The following is a 20,729-nucleotide window of genomic DNA, read 5'->3' on the forward strand; positions in this document are numbered from 1 at the left end:
GGCGAGGCGACTATCGCCTCGCCGCCCGGCGCTGGTCACGCAGCGGGGAGCAGTCAACCAGCACCGTACCGGGGCCGGCACTTGGGTGCCGGTCTCGGGTTCCGTCAATGGTGCGTAGATGAGCCGTTATCCCGCCCGGATCAGCCTCGGCGAGAGGATGCACAGAAGATGGTTTCCAAGTCTTAAACTTAAGGAATATTTACGAGCGTCGCTCAATTGCTGCGCGTATTCCGGCCACTCCGGGCAACCGCGCGCTGAGCAATCGTCAGGGTTTGCGGCGCGAAATCGCCGCCATCGAATGACTTTGCCTTGCGCCGCTAGCGCCGACTACCGTGGCCATTGCCGATCTATCGGATCGGATATCGTGCCCGGCGGTGTAGAGCGCTCGAAGACAAAATGCCGAGGCTAATGCAGCGCCGCGATTGCGATTTCCGTGAAGAGGAGCGATGTGAGCTGCACGACGGCAAACATGCCAAATATTCTTTGTACCGACATTGTCTCATCTCCCATCATGGTCGCGTTGGTCTCAGACTGAGCACGCTGAGCACCGTCCGCGACGGGCTGCCTTCGACATGGTTCTCAGACACGGCCATGCAATGGCACGATCACGCCTTCGTGCGAGCACGCGCCTTACAAATCGGAAAACTATCTTCCGCGAAGCGTCAGCTCGCGGCGGCGGTTCTGCTCGGAAGCGCGATTGCTCGCTCGTCGCTGTCGTCCCTCGGCGTTAGACGGACGACGCGATCATGGAGCGCCAGCAGCGACGAGCGATGCCCGATCGAGAGGATCGCGGTGTTGGGCAGTTCGGCTCGCAATATACGGTGTGTCTGCGCTTCCGTCGCTTCGTCGAGCGCGGAGGAAGCTTCATCGAGCAAAAGGATATCGGGCTTGCGAAGAACGGCGCGGGCCAACGCGATCCGTTGTTGCTCGCCAGGGGAAAGAATTTCGTCCCAGCGGCGCGTCTCTCCGAGCGCGGATTGCAAATGCCCAAGGCCCATGCGTTTCAGAACCCTCGAAATCTCCTCCGGCGAAGGCATAGGATCGCCGCCCGGATAGGTGAGCACGGCATTGAGAGAACCAAGCGGGAAATAGGGCTTTTGCGGGAGGACAACGAGGCGGGCGCCGGATTGAGTGAGCACTTCGCCTTCGGCGTCCGGCCAGAAGCCGAGGATCGCGCGCAGCAGAGTCGTCTTTCCTGCGCCCGACGGCGCCGTCAACAGCACCGATTCTCCAGGCTTCAAATCGAGATCGACGGACTTCAGAAGCGTCTTTCCGGCCGGTGTCGAGAGTGAAACACCGGCAAGACCGAGGACGCTGCCTGCAACGGCGTCGCGGGTCGATAGGGCGGAGCCGGATGCGGCGTCGACCGCCGATTGCATCTGGTCGTAAAACCCCGAGAGCCGGTCGGCGATGGCGATCCATTCGGCCAGGTCGGTGTAGGCGTTGACGAAGAAGGACATCGAAGACTGAACTTGGCCGAATGCGCCCGCGGTCTGAGTCATGACCCCAAGCATGATGGCGCCTGCGAAATAGTGCGGCGCCATGATCAGAAACGGCAACACGACGGCGGCTTGATTGTATCCGGTCGTGAAAAACGTCAGAAACTTCTGGCGGCGCATGATGTCGTACCAATTGGTGACGATATCGGAAAAGCGGTTGCGTAAGATGTTGAACTCGGCGTCCTCGCCGCGCAGCAACGCAACTTGCTCGGAATTTTCCCGCAGATGAATCAGCGCGAAGCGCAGATCGGCTTCCCGCCGCTGACGGCTGAAGTTGAGTCTTGCCAGAGTTCGGCCGATGAGATGCGCCCCGACGCTGGCTATCAGCGCAAAGGCGGCCGCGATCCAAACGAGATAGCCGTGCCCAGCTATGTGATATCCGGCGATTTCCAGCGGCACTTCGGCCGATATCCCCCAAAGGATAATGCTGAACGAGATAATGCTCGACAGTGCGGACAGAAAACCGACGCCGAGCGACAGGGTGCTGTTGACGTAAAGTGCGATGTCTTCGGCGATGCGCTGATCGGGGTTGTCCGCCGCGTCGCCACGAAGGCGCACGCGATAATGCGTGCCATTATCGAGCCACTTCCGGATATAGCGCTCGGTCATCCACCGTCGCCATCTGATCTGTAGCCATTGATTGAGGTAAAGCTGGTAGGCCGACGAGACTATGAAGGCGGCGGCGATTGCGGAAAAGACCGCAAGCTGGTGCCAGAAGGCGTCGACATTCTTCATCTGCAACGCGTTGTAGAATTCGGCGTTCCAGCTATTGAGCAGGATCGAAAGTCCGACTTGGCCAAACTCTATGGCGAGGACCAGTAGCAGCAGGCCACCGCCGATCCATCTTTCGGCGACTTTCCATTTCAGGAATGAACCGATGCGGAGCGTGCTTCTCTCGGTCGACAGGAAATAGGGCGTCGTCAACTGCCAGATCGCGCTCATGCGCGAGCGCGTGTCGTTCTTCATTGCAATCGCCTTAGGTCTCTGTTCGCACGGCAGGAGTTGCCGTCGCCGGTGAAACGGGGATCGGCGATGTCCCTTGGACGGTGGAGCCCGACACATTTCAGGAGGGTTGCCAGAACCTTACATCTTCGAAAGCGAAGCGCGGCATTGCGGCCGGATAAGAGGCTGCGGCCCGGTTTGCAGATCAATTATTTGTAAGGAAAGGCCGTTTGGGCAATTGCAAACCTGGCGGCTACGCGTCCGTGGCGCAGTCGCGAGATGTTTGGCGCGCCGAAGAATTCATGTATCTAATTGAGCGAGGAGATGGGGTTCCCCGCTAACCGCCGTGGTGGCTGATGACTCCTGAAGGCGCCGCATCTGTATGAAAGCGGCGTCGATCCGTTGCTAAAAGCGAGTCGCTCATGAACTTTTCCAGTTGCCTTGTCGTCATGCTCGGTGGCGCCATTGGGACACTGCTTCGCTACGTCATATCGTTTCTTGCCCTTCCCATCAGCGGCTCATTGCCGTGGGGGACGATCATTATCAACATCGCCGGATCATTCGTTATCGGATTTTTCGGGACTCTGACGCTGGCCCATGGCCGCTATCCGGTGAGTGATGATCTGCGTTTGTTCGTGATGGTCGGGATGTGCGGAGGCTTTACGACGTTCTCGTCATTCAGCCTGCAGACCCTTGATCTGATCCGCGCCGGAGCGATCAATCGGGCGGCGGCGAATATTGCGCTGTCAGTCGTGCTTTGCGTCTTGGCGGTTGCGGCAGGGCACATCATCGCTGCGCGCTTCAACGGCGGAGCGACCGAGATCGCGCAGACGGCAATTGAAGAAGACGCTTAGGCCTCTTTTTCTACTGTTGTTCAACGGGGCGTTGCTGGCGGCTTCGTCAGCGTGACGTTGATGCTGTGGACCGCACAGCTTTGCGCGAGGTCGGATTTATCGCCGGGATTGAGGACATTGATGTTGGCGCCGGACGCCGAAGCTTTCGGCCATTGTCCTTTCGGTGCGAGAAGCACGCCCGCGGGAACGGCCGGGGAAACGCCGACGCTCAATTCGATAGCGCCGGTCTTGCTGCGAACTTCGAGGCGGCTGCCATCGGCTATTCCCATCGTCTCGGCGTCGGCAGGGCTGAGCCATGCTTCGCAGAGCTTGAGCCTTCGGCCGATCTTGGCGTCGTTGGCGTAGCTGCTGTTCATCAGCCACTCGGATGCCGGTGAGAGCATGCGATATTCGCCGAGTGCGGGCCTTCGCTCCGCGGCGGGGCCAGGGGCGGAAGGCAGTCCGGATTGAACGTAGGGCTCGCCGGTCATCTCGATTTTTCCCGACGGCGTTTTGTAGTCGTGGGCTGAAAACTGCACCGTCGGGATGGCGGGTACGTGCATCGTGCCCTTGGCGGCCAGAGTTTTGAAGTCCAGTCCGGGGCACGCCTGATCGAGAATTGTTTCGATGATGGCGTCGTCGGATTCGTGGAGTTCGGGATCCGTCAGGTTCATCGCACGCGAGAGGCGGCGGAAGATTTCCTGATTGGAAAGCGCTTCTCCTTGCGGCGGGAGTGCGGCGACCTGGGCGGAAAGCGAATGGCTGAAGTACGACATCACCACATCGTCGAATTCGAGGAAGCTTGCGGCCGGCAAGACGAAATCCGCGTAATCCGCCGTGTCAGTCTGGAAAAGGTCGACGGTCACCTGGAGAAGGTCTTCGCGCGTCAAAGCCTTTCGCAGGCGCGTTTGCTCGGGGCTCGAAGCGGCGATATTGTTATTCCAGGTAAAGAGCGCTTTCGTCTCGACACTCTCAAGCCGTGCGGCGAGGTCCATGTGGCTGACGGATTGGGGATCGGCATTGAGGTGAGAGGCTGAAAGATATCCAGCATCGACACCGCGCGCATCCCAGCCGTTGAGATACAAGAAGCCCGCGCCGCGCTTGCCGATGTTGCCCGTGGCCGGCGGCAACAACGCGACCGAGCGCATGGCGTTGCCCCCGAGCGTCTGACGCTGGAAGCCTTGGCCCATCCAAAGAAGCGACGGCCCGTCGGCATAAAGCAGGGCGGCCTGCTCGATAAGCGCCGCGGGAACGCCGGTAATCGCTTCGGCCCAAGGCAGCGTACACTCATCGAACTGGGATTCGATATCATCCCAGCCGATGCAGTGAGCATCGAGAAAATCCCGATCGAGCTTTCCGGCCGATTTGATGACGGCGAGCATCGCGAACGCGAGGGCGGCGTCGGTCCCGGGAAAGAGCTGGAGATGAATGTCGGCGGCCTCGGCGGTCAAATGCCGGATCGGATCGACGACAATGGTCGGGATGCCGCTGCCCAACACCCAATGTTCGTGGACATGCGGCGCGGAGGCGGAAGGGTTCGCGCCCCAGATCAAAACGGATTTGCTGGAGTTGATGGTGCGGGGATCGAAGCCGCGCGTGGATTCGCCGAAGGCAAGCTGAAGTGCGACGTGTCCCGCCTTGTTGCAAACCGTGTCGGGGTCGACTTCCGTCGCCCCGATGCGGTTGAAGAAGCGAAGAGGGAATAATCCGGCGATCAGAGAGCACGTTCCGGTGTAATGCGTCTGGAGGATGGCCTGGCCGCCGTCGGTCTCGACGATGCCTTGCACGCGCTCGGCGATTTCAGCGAGCGCGGCGTCCCAGGAAACTTCCGCAAACTGTCCTGAGCCTTTCGGCCCGATGCGCTTCAAGGGCATCGAAAGACGATCGGATTTGCTGCGCCAAACACCGTTGTAGGCGATCGAGCATTTGCCGCACAACTTGCCCTTGCTCATGTCGTGGTCGGGATCGCCGACGATTGAAATCGCGCCATCGGCTGCCATTTTAACGAGCATGCCGCATGCGTCGTAGCAATCCCGGGGACATGTCGTTTTGACGATTGCTTGCGTTGCCATTGACGTCGACCTCACGGGAAGCATTCAGGGCGCGTTCGATCGCAAGCCATTGAAACAGGGAACGCTCTGTTTGAGACTAGTCCAGAAATCGAATGGCGGTAAAGGCAATCGCACAAGTGCCGTTGTCGCGCCCGATCGCGATTTATGGCTGCTTGTCGTTCAGGGGCTTCAACAGAGGGCTGAAATGCGCGAGCTATCGGAATACGCGCAAGGCCAACGCCTTGGCGACGAGATGCGGCTTGATTTGACTGACGGCGGTTGAGGCTTTGCCGGAGAACAAGAACTGGAGCAGCGGCGGCTTCGTCTGCGCCGTCAGTTCGAATTCCAGCCCAAAGCCGTTCCCGGTCGTCCGGCGGATATGGGCTTTGACGTTCATACCGGCGAAGCGGACAGTAACCGGGCTTCCGATCGGGAGGGGCGGTTGTCCGAGGAGATGCATACCGCTGACCGATATATCCGACGCCTCGTATTGGGAGAGGGAACCGGGCGCGGCAAGCCTCACCGGAACCCGAACATCGAACCGTTGACCGGCGCGGCGTTGCTGCTGCTCGCTGCACACGTAGCAACACAGCGTCAGCACGACGATGTTATACCAACTCCAGAACAGAGCGATGGCGCTCGACTCCGCGAGCGGACGCGATTGATCGATGAGAAAGGTATTGGCGATGCCGAGCATCGTCAGTGTCAGCAGCGTGCCGAAAATCATGAGCAGCGGCCATTGAAAGAATTGCTTGCTGCGATCGCCGCCTTTGGCCGTCACCTTGAATTTTTGTTCCTGAGGCCGCAACAGGCCGGAGGCGACGGCCTTCAAGACGTCCGTCGAGCAGAGCATCTGGTAGAGATCCGTCATCAGCGGAAGCACGCGGCCCTCGGTCAGCCAGGTGAAGATGGCGCACTGAGCGACGAGAAATGGCGCCAAATACCAAATGGCCTCGATGACATTGGCGTGGACGGCTTCAATGCCGAACAATAGGTAGAGGACAGGTACGACAACGCCGAGCAAGCGAAAGAGGTGGGTGGCCGACCAATGGAGAAACGTTTCGCAGAGCATGATGCGGTCAACGAGGGGCAATCCATTGCCGAGTTTCAAAGGTCCGCTCGGGCCGCGGCAAATCTGGATAAAGCCGAGCGCCCAACGGCTGCGCTGACCGCTATATTCCGCGAGACCTTCCGGCGCTAACCCAAGCGAAAGGGCTTCGTTCAGGTAGACGGTGCGAAAGCCTTTTTCCCGCAGCCGGAGGGATACGAGATAATCTTCGGTGACGGAGTCGGTCGGAAATCCGCCAACGCTTTGCAGCGCGTCGAAGCGAATAACAGAGGATGTTCCGCAGCAAAAGGCGGCGTTCCATGCATCTTTCGAGGCCATGACGATGTCGAAGAAAAAGCGCTGTTCGTCTGGCCAGACGCGAGTCAATGCCAGATTGCTTTGAATGGGGTCGGGATTGAAAAAATGCTGTGGTGTCTGCACGACGCCGACATCGGCATCGAGCGCCAGCGACACGGCGCGGGTCAAGAATTGGGGGAGGGGCACGAAGTCGGCGTCAAGGATCGATATGAAATCCGGCTTTTCCTTGAGGAGCGCGAGTCTCTTCAGCGCGGCATTGATATTGCCAGCCTTGGCATGGGCATTGTCGCTGCGTGTGAGGTAGCCGACGCCGTGACGCGTGCAGAGCTCTTTCAGCCATGGGCGGCGGCCGTCGTCACACACCCAGACCCGGAAGTTCGGATATGAAAGCGCGAGGGACCCGATGATGGTGCGCTCTAGAATGTCCTCGTCTTCGTTATAGGTGCAGATCAGGACGTCGACTTTCGGCAACTTTGGATTGGCGAGCAGCCGTTCGACATTGCGATTTGCCTCGGCCGTTCGATTGCGGGTTCGCGTCAAGAACAACTGCGAGACCGTCGCGCCGATCATGGTCAAGGTTTCGACGACGGTAAAGATCACGCCGGTGGCGAAGTCGACCGGGTGATCCGCGGACGGAATGGTCTCGAAAATTCGCCACGACATATAGCGCCAGCCGAGCGCAATCCCGACAAGTACGGCGCAGGCGCGAACGACGGTGTTGCTGCGGTTGACCCAAGGTAGCACCGCGATCGCGAGCAGTGCGACGATGATGGCCGGGAGCAGCGCATCCAAGTAACCCATTCCCGCCGCTGATATCATGGTGCGCTCGTCAATAGATACTGCCGGCGAAGACGCTGCCGCCGTCGCCGAATTTTACGATGCCGGATCGTCCGACCCTGCAATCGAAGGCATTCGAGAGTTCGGGAAATTTGAGGCTGACGTGATAGGGCTCACGCGAGAGCGCACTCTGTTGGATGGCCGTGTTCGACTCGACGGCGGCGAGGCCATTGAGCCCGACGACGATGCCTTTCACGATTGCGCCGCCGTCGCGCGGCGTAAAGGTTGCGGATTGGCCGATCGCCAATCTTTCGTAGGTCGTTTCGCTGACGCTTGCGGTGACGATCGCGCTCCCGCAATCGAGGACCTTCATCAAATTCTGACCGGCGTTGACGTGCTCGCCGGGTGCGGTCAACATTTCCCACACGCGTCCGTTCACGGTCGAACGAATGTCGGCCAGAGACAATTCGTTCTGGCGTGTCTGTGCTGTGGCGATCGCAGTGTCGATCGCGGCAAGTTCCGTGCGGTTTCCGGCTAGGCGCGCCTCGGCGTCCGACAACTCGATCGAGACTTCCATTTTGCGCTGGGCGGATTGCGGCGTGTCGTTATAGCTATCGCCGACGAACGTGCCTTTCTTCGCCGCATCAAGTTCGACGAGGATGCCTTTTTTACGCTCGATCTGCGCGAGAATGGCTTGCTTCGTGACGCGTTCGTCGCCTTCGGCCTTATCGAGGAAAGCCTGACTGACGGCATCCGTCCGCCGCAAGGACGAGGCTCGTTTCTGCGCTTCGAAGGCCACCGAGTATTGCGCTTGCGCCGAGGCGATGTCGGCGTCCGCCTCCCGCACGCGCTGCTCGATTTGCTGGATGCGCCCGAGGCGGAAGCGCTCTTGCTGAGCGTCGAGTTCGATAAGGCTGCTCTTAAGAAGTTTGCTCTTGGCCGCGAGCGCCGCGACGTTCGTGCGCAACTGGTCGCGCTCGCGCATCAAATTTGCGAGTTGGGCGGTGTCCGCGCGAGGATTACGGATGGTGAGAATTGTCTGATCGGTCTGAAGCGGACTGCCGATGTCCGTTCCGTCGTGCGCCAACGATACTTCGCCTTCAATCGGTGCTCTGATGGTGATGATCCGGGCGTTGACGACGGCTTCCGCGCTGGTTGTCGCGAGAAGCCGCTGGACGGGCATCCATCCGAGCGCAACGGCGATCGCGATAGCGACGAGAGACTTGAGAGTGGTGATCGACATCAGCGGACGACGGCCGCCGCGAACGGGAGCCGTGGTCGGCGGCGCTTCCGGGACCTTGGTCTCCGGCTCGCGGTTCGGCGTGGGCGTGCGAAGCTGGGCTGGCGAATGCCATTCCGTCACTGCCGCTTCGAGATATGCGAGTTGAGAGGCGGCGGTGAAATCCGCGTCTTCGCGAGCCTCGGCGTCGCTCTCCGGTGAGATTTCGGAAGGCCTCTGGGCCAACAGCACTTTCGCGCCGCTGGTAACGAGCGATGGACGTTCAGCTGGTCTGGAGGACATTTGCACCCACGCGAACAATTTCGAGGTGCGTTAAGGCTATCGCCGAGAAATAAATTAAGACTGTCATATACTATGAATGAGTTCTTAAAATCGATCCGAATAGAGACAAATTGGATGATTTGCCTGACTTTTTTTAGTCGTTGGCATCAGACATCGGCCGTCTCGTCGCCCCGGGGATGAGTTGTAACTCTCCTGGCATGAGCCTATCCGGCCGCGTGCCGCCTGACGCCGTCGGGCCCGCATTCGTTGCGGCGCACTTTGCATAACGCTCTGATTTTCCACGAGAGGCTTTGCCGCTCTGCGGCATGAATATAGGCGTCGCACCATCGAATCTTTGTTTCGTCTAACGAAAAAATGTTGACGGCGAGCAAGCTCCCTGCGTCACTATTGTCGCAGGGAGAAACCGTACCAATCGCTCAATCCGAGGGGCGCGACGAAGGGTATTTGCATCGAACGCTCGCCGATTTGAGCGGCTCGAGATTGTCCCTTTTGAAGGCTCCGAGGCGGCGATCAAGGGAGAAAAAATGCAAAAAATGTCCTCGGATCCGCGCATCGCGAGCAAGTTCGCCGGCGATCGTTTGTGGTCGCTCACCGCGATCGTCGTGCTCTGGCTGCTGTACGCGTTCGTCTTCTACGAAGTGAAAGACTATGCGGGCTCATCAGAAGTCATATGGGTTCTGATGATCTCCGGCGGCCTCGTCATTCTTTTCAATACGGCGTCGATACTCGCGATGATTTTTCATCTCAGCGAAGAGCGCGACGAGATCTACGGATTAGATCTGCACTATCTCGATCTCAAAAAATAATAATGCAAAAAAAGGCATAGGTGGACCGTGGCTAAATCACATTATGACCCGCCGAAGCAATCAGCCTTCGGTCAATTCGTCGATAGCGTTTTTCTTCTGATCCTCGTGCTCGTTGCGCTGTTCGTGCCGCTTTATTTGAAGCTCGCCGGCGGCGGTAAGATCGACCTTGCGGTAGCCGATAAATCCACGTGGGCCGGCCTCGGTCAGAACGCCGCGCAGCAAGTGCAATGGGAGAAGCTCGGTTTCACGCCGGACACTGCGGCATCGATCATAACGTCGCGGTTCGATTACAGCTTCAACGTGGCCGAACTCGCCATCACCGCAATCGTCATTGTCGGATACTTCGCGCTGCTATTCATTTTCTCACGCAGCGAATATCGCGAAGTCATCGACGAACGGTTCGGAAAGAAGTGAGGGCAGCCAATGAATAGTTTCCAGCTTTTGGAATACGTCGCTTGGGCGCTCTCGGCCATTCTCGGCCTGTGGATGCTCTTCGATATGATCAAGACGGACAAATCGTACGACGAGGATCTTCTGACCTCATCGAAGGAAGGCGAGATCGACGACACGCTCGTGATCGATCCGACGCATCAAGGGGGGCACAAATGAGCCAGACAACAGCCGTTCATGGCGAGAAGATCTCGCTGCTTCGCGTGTTGGGGCCGGGGCACGTTTGGGCGCTCGGTGTCGGCATCGTTCTTGTCGGCGAGTACATGGGGTGGAACTTCGCGGTCGGCAAAGGCGGCATGATCGCCGCACTGATCGCCTGCTGGGTGGCCGGCCTTCTCTATACCTGCGTCGCGATGATCGATTCCGAGGTTACATCGACCGTCGCGGCGGCCGGTGGTCAATACGCTCAGGCAAAACACATCGTTGGGCCGCTGATGGCGTTCAATGTCGGACTCTATCTCGTGTTTGCCTACACGATGCTCGAAGCCGCCAACGCGATCACGCTCGGCTATCTGGTGCAAGCCGTGGGGACGATGGCGGGCTTCTCGGATGTCCACGACAAGCCTTTCATCGTGCTGACAATCGTGTTTCTGGCGTGGCTCAACTATCGTGGCGTCTATGCGACGTTGACGGTCAATCTGGTTCTAACGGCCATCGCTTTCATCGCGATCGTCATTCTGTTCGCGGCGGTCAAACCGTGGTCGCACGAACTGCTCAACCATAAAGACATGCTCAACGCCGGTCTTCCTTATGGCTGGCTCGGAGTTCTCGCCTCGCTGCACTTCGGTCTCTGGTATTACCTCGGCATCGAAGGTACGTGCCAAGCCGCGGAAGAAGTTCGTTCCCCGGCGCGTTCGCTGCCGCTCGGGACGATGACCGGCATCATGACGCTGCTGATTGCGGCGACCATGACTTGGTACGTCTGTTCCGGGCTGATGCCTTGGGAATATCTCGGCCAAGCCGTAACGCCGCTGTTCGACGCCGCGCGGCTGACGAGTTCGATGCCGTTGATGGTTCTGCTGTTCGTCGGAACTGTTTTCTCGACGCTGGCATCGGCCAACGGCTGCATCAACGATGCGTCGCGGGCATGGTTCTCGATGGGCCGGGACCGCTACTTGCCGACATGGTTCGGCGCGGTACATCCGAAAAATCGCACGCCGTATCGTTCGATCGTGTTCCTCGTTCCGGTGGCGCTTGTCTTTGCTTACTTCGCGCCGCTCGATCAGGTGATCACGTTCTCGATTTTGTCGGGATTGCTTGGTTACACGTACATGTCCTTCAACGTCATCCTTTTCCGGAGGAAGTGGCCTCTGGGGACGATCAAACGGGGCTATATCCATCCCTTCCATCCGCTACCCGCGATCGTTCTGCTGATCCTTTGTTCTGCAACTTATTTTGCGGTGTTTCTCGGATATGGAACGCAGCTTGTCGCGATGCTGATCTTCTTCGTCGTCGCGTCGCTGTGGTTCCATTTCCACCGCTATCAATATGTGCGGCGTGGCGATCAGTTCACGATGCAGTGGCCGCGTCCGGTCGGCTATTGAGGTAAAAAGCGGAGAACGGCGGCCGGTAAGGCGCGCCGTTCTCGTTCTCATTCAGAGGAGTTCGCATGACCCTATCTCTTGCTCTCGCGGGCATCGGACTGGCGACCACGGCGGCGGTTGCGATGCGCGAACACGCAAAGGTCACGGCGGCACGCCGGACGTTGCTGGACCGTTGCGCGGATTTACTCTCGGGTTCGGACATTACTCATGGCGGTGACGGGTTCCCGACGTTGGAAGGCTTTCACGACGGCCGTTTCATCCGGGTCGAACTTCTTCCCGACACCATGACGATCCGCAGGCTGCCTCAACTTTGGCTGAAGCTCACACGCCTTGAGGCGCGGCCGGCGCATCCGGAATTTTCGCTGCTCGTTCGCCCGAGCGGAACGGAATTCTATTCGTTGACGGGGCATCATTCCGTCATTCTGGAGCCTCCGGCTGGCGTGACGACGGAGATCGTCGCGAAGGGAGATCGGCCGGATTCGCAACATGCGCTCGACGCGTCGTCATCGGCGTTACGGCGGATATTCTCCGATCCCCGCGCCAAGGAAGCGGCTGTAACGCGCAAGGGGGTTCGCCTGATCTGGCAAGCGGCCGAAGGGCATCGCGGCGAGCACTTACTTTTTCGGCAATGCCGTTTTGAGAACGCGGGCGTCGATCCTGGGACGCTCGCCCGTTTGTTTTCCGATCTCGACGAACTCAGTTCATCGCTCGACGAACGATGGAAAATGAGGGCCGCATGAACTCTGTCATCGGGCGTCCGCCGCTCAATCCTTATCTCGTTCTCGGCATCGCTATTCTTCTTCCCGGCGCGGGGCACGTCGCGATCGGCGAACCGGAACGCGGGCTACGCTTCGCGTTCTTCACTCTGCTGCTCGCGATCCTGACTTGGCATCTGTCGACGCCGGAACAGTCGTTCGTCGGCCGTGCAGCGGGCGGCCTGTTCGTGTGGGCGCTCTCAATTCCGGATGCCTACAAAATCGCGCGTATCCGCTACGAGGTCTGGAAATCTAGAGCGGCGTGAAGACGGCTTCGGCGAATGGCTCAAATCGTGATAAGGCATTGCGCCGGTTTGGGTTGCGGTATGATCCGGCACGTCATCGGGAACATCGAGTTTCGCCATGCGGGTCACGCGCTACGCCAAGATCGTCATGTGTTTCGTGCTCGGCCTGTTTTGCCTATTGGTCACGTTCAATAACATTACGGACTACGCGACCAACTATGTGTTCGTGCAACATGTCTTGAGCATGGACACCACGTTACCCGACAGCGGGCTTAAGTACCGGGCGATTTCCAGTCCCGAGCTCTGGCAGCTCGCCTATACGGCGATCATCGCGGCAGAGGGCTTAGCGGGCATTCTGTTTATCGCCGGATCCGCCGCGCTCTGGCGCGTTCGGGAGGCGCCGGCTTCGATATTCAACGCGGCCAAGAGCTACGCAGTCGCGGCGGCGACCCTCGCGTTTCTCATCTGGTTTTTCGGCTTTATGGTCGTGGGCGGTGAATGGTTCGCGATGTGGGAATCGCAGGCCTGGAATGGGCAGCAGGGCGCGTTCCGGTTCTATGTGTCGGTGCTGGCCGTGCTCGTCTTTTTGAACCAGCCGGACGTCGATCTGGATGAGTGAGGGTGAAACTTATTCGTCGGCGCGGATGATTCGTGATCTGTGACATTCGACGACCGAAGCGCGATGTTAGCGTGTCACAAATCGACCACGGCAGCGGTGCGAATTTCCAACTCGATGTTTAATCAGCCAGCGGACATATGCCCCGACTTTGATCAGCGTTGCACGTCCTGTCTTCGGCTTCGACATTATAAAAATCGTGCATCCATCTGAATTCGAATAATTTTCGTCTTTTGCCAGCGTGCATTTTTGCGGTGGCGGAAAGTTGAGCATGTTCTGGCGCGAAATCGCGCATCCAAGTCCCTGGATTTGCTTCGGAATTTTCGAAATCGTGACTAGAGTCATGATGCTGCAGTTGCACACAACCGTCTCAAGTTCGCGTCGTGTTTGCTCTGCTTCGAATTTTTGGGCTTTGGCTTCTCGTCGAATTCCGGGGGAATTTTCTTATGACACGTATTCAGCGAGGATTGGCTGCCGCCACCTGCGCGTTGGTTCTCGGAAGTGGTTCTGCCGCTTTTGCAGGAGAGAAGTTTCAGCTTTGGGACGATGACTCGTGGGTCAGCATCGGTGCCGGGCTCAGGGCGCAGTACATCCACGATCCCGATGCCAATGAAAGTAACGAATTTTCGCTGAACAGCGCGCGTATCTACGCGAACGGACAGTTCACGAAGATTATAGGGTTCACGTACAACACCGAAATCGACCACGATCCGAATGATAACGACATTTCGCGGATCCGGACTCTGGACGCCATTCTTCGGATCGAGTTCACGCCATCTTTCAACGTTTGGGCGGGCCGTATGTTGGCGCCGAGCGATCGAGCGAACCTCGACGGTCCGTACTACCTCGGCACCTGGGAATACCCATTCGTCAGCGCCTATCCCGCGATCTTCGCTGGCCGCGACAACGGTGGCGCGGTGTGGGGTGATATCGGCAAGTTCAAGTATGAGCTTGGCGGTTTTCAGGGCTGCACGGCCGGCGACAACAGTTGCAGCAATCCCGATGCGAGCGGTCCGCTGTTCGCAGGTCGTCTGCAATATGACTTCTGGGATAAAGAGTCCGGTTACTACACGTCGAGCGATTACTACGGCGAGAAAGAAATCCTTTCTTTGGCAGTCGTCGGTCAGTTCCAAAAGGACGCGGCCACCGATGGTGTGAATTCGGGCGATTTCTCGGGCTTCAACGTCGACGCCCTGATGCAGAAGAAGGTCTTCGGTGGAGACGTCTTCACGCTTGAGGGCGCCTACTACATTTATGATACCGGCGGCGTCAACACGAGCGCGAAGAATATCGATGGCGATCTGGTCGGCAACGGGCTAGCCGACGGCAACAGCTACATGCTTCTGACGAGCTACCTGATCAACCAGAAAATCGGCCCAGGCAAATTCCAGCCCGTGTTCCGCTATCAGGAATTCGATCAGGATCACGGTCCGGATATCAGCGAATATTCGGTTGGTACGAACTACATCCTCAAAGGACACGACGCGCGGCTGTCCGCTCTCTATTCCAAACAGAATGTCGACAATGCCGGTCACGAAGACATCAACAGATTTATAGGTGGCATTCAGCTTCAGTTCTAAGACGGACTTAATTTCTGGGTCTGGAGACATGCGCCTTCATCCCTTCTCCCGGGAGGTTCGCATGTCTCCTTCCATTTTTTGGCGTATTCATAACGGAGTTACTCAATGAACATTCGTGCATTGTATCGTAGCCTCGGAAAATTTCTTGCGGGTATGGTGCTGGCTGCGGGTTTTGCCGCTTCCGCACACGCCGAAGACACCATCAAAGTCGGCATCCTTCATTCTTTATCGGGCACGATGGCGATCAGCGAGACGACGCTGAAAGACGCCATGCTCATGTTGATCGACGAGCAGAACAAAAAGGGCGGCTTGCTCGGCAAGAAGCTCGAAGCTGTCGTCGTCGATCCGGCATCCAATTGGCCTCTCTTCGCGGAGAAGGCCCGCGAGTTGATCGCGCAGGACAAGGTCTCCGTCGTTTTTGGATGCTGGACATCGGTGTCGCGGAAATCGGTGCTTCCCGTGTTCAAGGAGCTGGACTCGATCCTTTTCTACCCGGTGCAATATGAGGGTGAGGAGAGCGAGCGAAACGTGTTTTATACCGGCGCCGCGCCAAACCAGCAGGCCATTCCTGCTGTCGACTATCTGATGAGTAAGGACGGCGGCGACGTTAAGCGGTGGGTTCTTGCGGGCACCGACTACGTCTATCCCCGGACGACGAACAAGATCCTTGAGGCGTACCTGCTCGGCAAGGGCGTCGCCAAAGAAGACATCATGATCAACTACACGCCGTTCGGTCACTCCGACTGGCAGACGATCGTGTCGGACATCAAGAAGTTCGGGTCGGCCGGCAAGAAGACGGCGGTGGTTTCGACGATCAACGGCGACGCCAACGTGCCCTTCTATAAGGAACTTGCGAACCAGGGCGTTTCGGCGACCGACATCCCGGTTGTCGCTTTCTCGGTCGGCGAGGAAGAACTTGCGGGCATCGATACCAAGAATCTCGTCGGCCATCTCGCCGCTTGGAACTATTTCATGTCCGTCGATACGCCCGCGAACAAAGAGTTCATCGAGAAGTGGCACGCCTTCACGAAGAATCCGAAGCGCGTTACGAACGATCCCATGGAAGCGCACTACATCGGCTTCAACATGTGGGTGAAGGCTGTCGAGAAGGCGGGGTCGACGGATCCGGATAAGGTCATCGCTGCGCTTCCGGGTATCGAGCAGGCCAACCTTACGGGCGGCATCGCGAAGATGCTGCCGAACCATCACATCACGAAACCGGTCATGATAGGCGAAATTCGCGATGACGGTCAGTTCGACGTCGTTTGGCAGACGAAGGATCTCGTCCCCGGCGATGCGTGGTCGGACTTCCTCCCGGGTTCCAAGGACCTCGTATCCGATTGGGTTACTCTGAAGTGCGGAAATTATAATACCGTCACCAAGACGTGCGGCGCACAGTAAAGTCATGAGCTAGAGTCGTGATGATGCCGGAGCGCGGAAGCTCCGGCATCGTTTCCCTCCCAAAAAGGGAAAAGTAATGTTCTTTCAAATTCGATTTTTTTTCGCTTTTGCAATTTTCTTCGGCCTGCTGGGTGCGGTTGCGCGGGCTGATGAAGCTGCGTTTCCTGCGACAGCGCTGGCGCGATTTGCTGCTGACAGTTTTTCCGAATCCGAGGCGGCGATATCGGAAATTGCAGTTTCCGGAGCGCCGACGGCCAAGGCCATTCTCGAAGCCGCATCTGCACGTCGACTTTACTTCAGTCCGTCGACGAAAGTGGTTTTCTACAAGGATCTGTCGGACAAGTATTTCGATGCCGCAACGGGACAGCCGATTGCCTCGCCCGCTGCAGATGCGAAGGCCGTTCGTCTGAACAACAGGCTCAGGGGTACGATCGATACGGCCCTCGGGGCGCTGATGCTCAAATCGCCTGATAAGTCCAAGCGGCTCGAAGCCGCCGCTTCGATTTTCAAATCGCGGGATGCGAGCAAACTGGGGGCGCTCGATGCGGCGCTAGCGAGCGAACATGATGGGGACGTCAAGCAGGCGCTTGAAGAGGCGAAAGCCGCGATTGTCCTGACATCGGCGCCGAACGATAGGGCTCTCGCGTTCCCGGCGATTGCGGCGTTGAAGGCGCGAGGCGGTCAGGAGGCGCTGGTTCTTCTACAGTCGGTGCCCGCGAATGCGCCGGGAGATATCCGGCAGGCTGCCGACAGCGCGGTGCAGTCCGTCGAGTTCAAGGTGACGATTTGGAATTTCGTGCAGAACCTGTGGTACGGATTATCGCTGAGTTCGGTTCTGCTGCTGGCGGCGATCGGCCTTGCCATTACGTTCGGCGTCATGGGCGTCATCAATATGGCGCACGGCGAGATGGTCATGCTCGGGGCGTACACGACTTTTGTGGTGCAGGAAATCATTCGGTCCTGGGCGCCGCAGCTCTTCGATTATTCATTGGCATTCGCGATCCCGCTCGCATTCCTGGTGTCGGGTTTGGTTGGGGTTCTGATCGAGCGCACGGTCATACGCTTTCTCTACGGGCGGCCGCTCGATACGCTGCTGGCGACATGGGGCGTGAGCCTTGTTTTGCAGCAGGCCGTGCGTACGATTTTCGGGCCGACCAATCAGGATGTCGGCGCGCCGTCGTTCATGTCGGGAACATTCTCGATTGGGCAACTGGCGATCACGTGGAACCGGCTCTGGATCATCGTTTTCGCGGGGCTGATTTTCACGGCGCTTCTGCTGGCGTTGAAATATACGAGCCTCGGTCTTCAAATGCGCGCCGTTACTCAGAACCGCCGAATGGCGAGTTCGATGGGCATTCGGACGGGAGCCGTCGATGCTTTGACCTTCGGGCTCGGATCGGCCATTGCTGGACTTGCGGGCGTCGCGCTGTCGCAGATCGACAATGTCTCGCCCAATCTCGGTCAGGGTTACATCATCGACAGCTTCCTCGTCGTGATCTTCGGCGGCGTCGGCAATCTCTGGGGAACGCTCGTCGGCGCTTTGACACTCGGCGTTGCCAATAAACTTTTGGAGCCGACGGCCGGCGCAGTGCTCGGCAAGATCATCCTTCTCGTATTGATCATTCTGTTCATTCAAAAACGTCCGCGAGGCCTCTTCGCCTTGAAGGGCAGGGCGATCGAGGCATGATTACACGCAACACGCTTTTCTCGGATGGGTGGACCGGCCCGATCTTTCTCGGCATTCTCGCCGCGCTCGCCGTCATCGTGCCGGTACTTCATCTCGTGGTGCCGGAGACGTCGTTTTTTCATGTCTCGACGACGAGCGTCGCGCTGTTCGGAAAGTATCTTTGCTTCGCGCTCGTGGCGCTGTCGCTCGATCTCATCTGGGGCTACTGCGGTATTCTTTCGCTCGGCCATGCAGCTTTCTTCGCGCTCGGCGGCTATGCGATGGGCATGTATCTCATGCGCCAAATTGGGGCGAGGGGCGCCTACGCCAACCCGAACCTTCCCGATTTCATGGTCTTTCTGAACTGGCATGATCTGCCGTGGTATTGGTACGGGTTCAGCAGCTTACCGTTCGCGCTTCTGATGGTCGTGTTGGTGCCGGGCGCACTCGCGTTCGTCTTTGGCTGGTTTGCTTTCCGCTCGCGTGTCACGGGCGTGTACCTGTCAATTATCACGCAAATGCTGACGTATGCGCTCTGGCTTGCGTTCTTCCGAAACGACATGGGCTTCGGCGGAAACAATGGTCTGACCGACTTCAAGGATATCGCGGGTTTTTCGGTACAAGCACCGGGGACGCGCGCCGTTCTTTTTTCCCTTTCGGCGATCGCGTTGATGCTCGGCTACATCATCGCGAAAGCGATTGTCGGATCGAAGCTCGGAAAAATCCTGATTTGCATTCGCGACGCCGAGAGCCGGACGCGGTTCATGGGGTATAGGGTCGAGGCTTATAAGACATTCATCTTCACAGTGTCGGCGATGATGGCGGGCGTCGCTGGCGCGCTGTACGTACCGCAAGTCGGCATCATCAATCCGAGCGAATTCCAGCCAGCAAATTCCATCGAAATGGTGATTTGGGTGGCCGCTGGTGGCCGGGCAACGCTCGTCGGGGCGGCGTTCGGCGGCGTTCTCATCAATTACCTGAAGACGATTTTCACGACAGGTATGCTGGCGCCGTACTGGCTTTTCGCTCTCGGCGGCATTTTCATCCTCGTTACGGTGTTCATGCCGAGGGGTGTCTTGGGAACTTTGTCCGAGCTTAAGTTCAAGCGGGCCAAGGACGAAGAGCTCGATCCGTCACTCGAAGCCGAATCTCCATCTCAGCCCGCTAACTAGGTCGACCGATCATGCGCTACGCTGAAGATCACAAGGTTTCGCAGTCGCTGCTTTATCTCGACGGAGTCAGCGTGAGCTTCGACGGGTTTCGCGCCATCAACAATCTCTCGCTCGAGATCGCTCCGGGAGAAATGCGCGCGATCATCGGACCGAACGGCGCCGGGAAAACCACGATGATGGATATCATCACCGGCAAAACGCGGCCGGACACCGGGGACGTGCTGTTCGATGGGGGCCGTGTTGACCTTACCAAGATGGACGAAGCGAACATCGCCAATCTCGGCATCGGCCGGAAGTTCCAGAAGCCGACCGTCTTCGAGCAGCATACGGTCGAGGATAATCTTCTGCTGTCGCTCAAGACCGACCGGCGCGTCGTGCCGACGCTGTTTTGGCACACGAGTGCCGCGAACATGGAGCGTATCGACGAGATTCTCGAAGTCACGAAACTCGGTCCGCATCGCAAGCGGCAAGCGGGCGCGTTATCGCACGGTCAGAAGCAATGGCTTGAAATCGGCATGCTGCTCGGTCAAGACCCAAAGCTGCTGCTCGTGGACGAGCCAGTCGCGGGCATGACCGACGCCGAGACCGTGCAAACCGCCGATCTCCTGCGCGACATCGCCAAAGATCATTCGGTGGTTGTCGTTGAACATGACATGGATTTCGTCCGCGCGCTTGGCGTGCGTGTCACGGTTTTGCACGAGGGCTCGGTTCTGGCAGAGGGTCCGCTCGATCAGGTCACTGCGAACGAGCGCGTGATTGAAGTTTATCTTGGCCGATGATGGGAGCGACCGATGCTCAGTGTTGAAAACATCGATCTTTCTTACGGTGCGGGCAAGGCGCTTCGTGGCGTCAGCCTTGATGCCAAAGCGGGGCAGATCACCTGCGTTCTTGGACGGAACGGCGTCGGCAAGACGTCCCTGATGCGCGCCGTCGTCGGGCGGCATCCCATTCAATCGGGCAAAATCGTTTGGGAGGACGCGGACATTTCCAAGCTCGCGCCCTATGAGCGTTGCCGGCGCGGCATCGCATTCGTGCCTCAGGGGCGCGAGATTTTCCCGTTGTTGACGGTGCGCGAGAACCTTGAAACGGGCTTCGCGCCGCTCAAGGGCGGCGACCGGAAGATATCGGATGAAATCTTCACGTTGTTTCCGGTCTTGAAAACCATGCTTCATCGCCGAGGCGGGGATCTCTCCGGCGGGCAGCAGCAGCAACTCGCGATCGGCCGGGCGCTGGTCACGAAGCCGCGGCTGCTCGTTCTTGACGAGCCGACAGAGGGTATCCAGCCGTCAGTCATCAAGGATATCGGACGCGCGATTTCCTATTTGCGTAACAAGGGCGAGATGGCCATCATCCTGGTCGAGCAGTATTTCGATTTCGCGCGAGAGCTTGCGGACCGCTTTGCGGTTATGGAGCGGGGATCTATCGTGATGTCCGGTGGCCAAGTAGAGTTGCAATCGCCAGATGTTCGTCAACGCGTCTCAGTCTAGCCGACCGGAAATTCCCT

The 20,729-nt window shown here is 58.3% G+C and carries 18 protein-coding genes and 1 riboswitch; of the genes, 14 read left to right on the forward strand and 4 right to left on the reverse strand.

All coding sequences use genetic code 11. From position 1 onward, the window contains the following. Nucleotides 1-662: 662 nt before the first annotated feature. On the reverse strand, nt 663-2,465 hold the full coding sequence (locus WC811_RS18810; RefSeq protein WP_372646946.1) for an ABC transporter ATP-binding protein/permease: 1,803 nt from the start codon (nt 2,463-2,465) through the stop codon (nt 663-665). Nucleotides 2,466-2,752: 287 nt separating this feature from the next. Then, a riboswitch (Fluoride riboswitch) is annotated at nt 2,753-2,814 on the forward strand. 49 nt (nt 2,815-2,863) lie between these two features. Between WC811_RS18810 and crcB the strand changes: the two genes are divergently transcribed. Continuing rightward, complete coding sequence (gene crcB, locus WC811_RS18815; RefSeq protein WP_372646947.1) at nt 2,864-3,295, forward strand: fluoride efflux transporter CrcB; 432 nt, start codon at nt 2,864-2,866, stop codon at nt 3,293-3,295. A 20-nt stretch (nt 3,296-3,315) separates the two neighbouring features. On the opposite strand, the gene WC811_RS18820 is transcribed toward crcB, so the two are convergent. The 3 genes from WC811_RS18820 to WC811_RS18830 all read right to left on the reverse strand — a co-directional run bounded on the left by WC811_RS18820 (nt 3,316) and on the right by WC811_RS18830 (nt 8,990). After that, nucleotides 3,316-5,370 carry a molybdopterin-dependent oxidoreductase gene (locus tag WC811_RS18820; RefSeq protein ID WP_372646949.1) on the reverse strand — a complete coding sequence of 685 codons (2,055 nt, stop codon included), beginning with the start codon at nt 5,368-5,370 and terminating at the stop codon, nt 3,316-3,318. Nucleotides 5,371-5,539: 169 nt separating this feature from the next. Continuing rightward, nucleotides 5,540-7,492 carry a glycosyltransferase gene (locus WC811_RS18825; RefSeq protein ID WP_372646951.1) on the reverse strand — a complete coding sequence of 651 codons (1,953 nt, stop codon included), beginning with the start codon at nt 7,490-7,492 and terminating at the stop codon, nt 5,540-5,542. A 28-nt stretch (nt 7,493-7,520) separates the two neighbouring features. Then, nucleotides 7,521-8,990 (reverse strand): HlyD family secretion protein, encoded by a 1,470-nt coding sequence (locus WC811_RS18830; RefSeq protein ID WP_372646953.1) that lies wholly within the window; start codon nt 8,988-8,990, stop codon nt 7,521-7,523. A 524-nt stretch (nt 8,991-9,514) separates the two neighbouring features. Between WC811_RS18830 and WC811_RS18835 the strand changes: the two genes are divergently transcribed. The 13 genes from WC811_RS18835 to urtE all read left to right on the forward strand — a co-directional run bounded on the left by WC811_RS18835 (nt 9,515) and on the right by urtE (nt 20,712). After that, a complete protein-coding gene (locus WC811_RS18835; protein ID WP_372646954.1) occupies nt 9,515-9,796 on the forward strand; it encodes a hypothetical protein in 282 nt (93 codons plus the stop codon). Nucleotides 9,797-9,823: 27 nt separating this feature from the next. Next, on the forward strand, nt 9,824-10,210 hold the full coding sequence (locus WC811_RS18840; RefSeq protein WP_372646955.1) for a hypothetical protein: 387 nt from the start codon (nt 9,824-9,826) through the stop codon (nt 10,208-10,210). 9 nt (nt 10,211-10,219) lie between these two features. Continuing rightward, the gene (locus WC811_RS18845; RefSeq protein ID WP_372646957.1) at nt 10,220-10,405 is read left to right on the forward strand and encodes a hypothetical protein; all 186 of its coding nucleotides are present in this window, start codon (nt 10,220-10,222) and stop codon (nt 10,403-10,405) included. Continuing rightward, nucleotides 10,402-11,790 carry an APC family permease gene (locus WC811_RS18850; protein ID WP_372646958.1) on the forward strand — a complete coding sequence of 463 codons (1,389 nt, stop codon included), beginning with the start codon at nt 10,402-10,404 and terminating at the stop codon, nt 11,788-11,790. Before WC811_RS18845 ends, WC811_RS18850 begins: the two co-directional genes overlap by 4 nt. Nucleotides 11,791-11,855: 65 nt before the next feature. Next, nucleotides 11,856-12,530, forward strand: coding sequence for a hypothetical protein (locus WC811_RS18855; RefSeq protein ID WP_372646959.1), 675 nt, complete (start codon nt 11,856-11,858; stop codon nt 12,528-12,530). Beyond that, a complete protein-coding gene (locus WC811_RS18860) occupies nt 12,527-12,811 on the forward strand; it encodes a hypothetical protein (protein WP_372646960.1) in 285 nt (94 codons plus the stop codon). Before WC811_RS18855 ends, WC811_RS18860 begins: the two co-directional genes overlap by 4 nt. Before the next feature lie 97 nt (nt 12,812-12,908). Beyond that, on the forward strand, nt 12,909-13,409 hold the full coding sequence (locus tag WC811_RS18865; RefSeq protein ID WP_372646961.1) for a DUF2165 family protein: 501 nt from the start codon (nt 12,909-12,911) through the stop codon (nt 13,407-13,409). A gap of 443 nt (nt 13,410-13,852) precedes the next feature. After that, nucleotides 13,853-14,986 (forward strand): porin, encoded by a 1,134-nt coding sequence (locus tag WC811_RS18870; RefSeq protein ID WP_372646962.1) that lies wholly within the window; start codon nt 13,853-13,855, stop codon nt 14,984-14,986. 153 nt (nt 14,987-15,139) lie between these two features. Continuing rightward, nucleotides 15,140-16,387 (forward strand): urea ABC transporter substrate-binding protein, encoded by a 1,248-nt coding sequence (gene urtA, locus WC811_RS18875; protein ID WP_372647135.1) that lies wholly within the window; start codon nt 15,140-15,142, stop codon nt 16,385-16,387. A gap of 76 nt (nt 16,388-16,463) precedes the next feature. Then, nucleotides 16,464-18,074 (forward strand): urea ABC transporter permease subunit UrtB, encoded by a 1,611-nt coding sequence (gene urtB, locus WC811_RS18880; protein ID WP_372646963.1) that lies wholly within the window; start codon nt 16,464-16,466, stop codon nt 18,072-18,074. Continuing rightward, nucleotides 18,071-19,225 carry an urea ABC transporter permease subunit UrtC gene (gene urtC / locus WC811_RS18885; protein WP_372646965.1) on the forward strand — a complete coding sequence of 385 codons (1,155 nt, stop codon included), beginning with the start codon at nt 18,071-18,073 and terminating at the stop codon, nt 19,223-19,225. Before urtB ends, urtC begins: the two co-directional genes overlap by 4 nt. Nucleotides 19,226-19,236: 11 nt before the next feature. Continuing rightward, a complete protein-coding gene (urtD, locus tag WC811_RS18890; protein ID WP_372646966.1) occupies nt 19,237-20,004 on the forward strand; it encodes an urea ABC transporter ATP-binding protein UrtD in 768 nt (255 codons plus the stop codon). Nucleotides 20,005-20,016: 12 nt separating this feature from the next. Beyond that, nucleotides 20,017-20,712 (forward strand): urea ABC transporter ATP-binding subunit UrtE, encoded by a 696-nt coding sequence (gene urtE, locus WC811_RS18895; protein WP_372646968.1) that lies wholly within the window; start codon nt 20,017-20,019, stop codon nt 20,710-20,712. Nucleotides 20,713-20,729: the final 17 nt, after the last annotated feature.

Origin of the sequence: Hyphomicrobium sp., from assembly GCF_041659645.1 — a bacterium.
Classification (GTDB): domain Bacteria; phylum Pseudomonadota; class Alphaproteobacteria; order Rhizobiales; family Hyphomicrobiaceae; genus Hyphomicrobium_B.

What these genes read in the sequence shown, in the direction of transcription:
- WC811_RS18810 (WP_372646946.1), bottom strand. Translation starts at nt 2,465, where the DNA reads ATGAAGAACGACACGCGCTCGCGCATGAGCGCGATCTGGCAGTTGACG.
- crcB (WP_372646947.1), top strand. Translation starts at nt 2,864, where the DNA reads ATGAACTTTTCCAGTTGCCTTGTCGTCATGCTCGGTGGCGCCATTGGG.
- WC811_RS18820 (WP_372646949.1), bottom strand. Translation starts at nt 5,370, where the DNA reads ATGCTTCCCGTGAGGTCGACGTCAATGGCAACGCAAGCAATCGTCAAA.
- WC811_RS18825 (WP_372646951.1), bottom strand. Translation starts at nt 7,492, where the DNA reads ATGGGTTACTTGGATGCGCTGCTCCCGGCCATCATCGTCGCACTGCTC.
- WC811_RS18830 (WP_372646953.1), bottom strand. Translation starts at nt 8,990, where the DNA reads ATGTCCTCCAGACCAGCTGAACGTCCATCGCTCGTTACCAGCGGCGCG.
- WC811_RS18835 (WP_372646954.1), top strand. Translation starts at nt 9,515, where the DNA reads ATGCAAAAAATGTCCTCGGATCCGCGCATCGCGAGCAAGTTCGCCGGC.
- WC811_RS18845 (WP_372646957.1), top strand. Translation starts at nt 10,220, where the DNA reads ATGAATAGTTTCCAGCTTTTGGAATACGTCGCTTGGGCGCTCTCGGCC.
- WC811_RS18850 (WP_372646958.1), top strand. Translation starts at nt 10,402, where the DNA reads ATGAGCCAGACAACAGCCGTTCATGGCGAGAAGATCTCGCTGCTTCGC.
- WC811_RS18855 (WP_372646959.1), top strand. Translation starts at nt 11,856, where the DNA reads ATGACCCTATCTCTTGCTCTCGCGGGCATCGGACTGGCGACCACGGCG.
- WC811_RS18860 (WP_372646960.1), top strand. Translation starts at nt 12,527, where the DNA reads ATGAACTCTGTCATCGGGCGTCCGCCGCTCAATCCTTATCTCGTTCTC.
- WC811_RS18865 (WP_372646961.1), top strand. Translation starts at nt 12,909, where the DNA reads ATGCGGGTCACGCGCTACGCCAAGATCGTCATGTGTTTCGTGCTCGGC.
- WC811_RS18870 (WP_372646962.1), top strand. Translation starts at nt 13,853, where the DNA reads ATGACACGTATTCAGCGAGGATTGGCTGCCGCCACCTGCGCGTTGGTT.
- urtA (WP_372647135.1), top strand. Translation starts at nt 15,140, where the DNA reads ATGGTGCTGGCTGCGGGTTTTGCCGCTTCCGCACACGCCGAAGACACC.
- urtB (WP_372646963.1), top strand. Translation starts at nt 16,464, where the DNA reads ATGTTCTTTCAAATTCGATTTTTTTTCGCTTTTGCAATTTTCTTCGGC.
- urtC (WP_372646965.1), top strand. Translation starts at nt 18,071, where the DNA reads ATGATTACACGCAACACGCTTTTCTCGGATGGGTGGACCGGCCCGATC.
- urtD (WP_372646966.1), top strand. Translation starts at nt 19,237, where the DNA reads ATGCGCTACGCTGAAGATCACAAGGTTTCGCAGTCGCTGCTTTATCTC.
- urtE (WP_372646968.1), top strand. Translation starts at nt 20,017, where the DNA reads ATGCTCAGTGTTGAAAACATCGATCTTTCTTACGGTGCGGGCAAGGCG.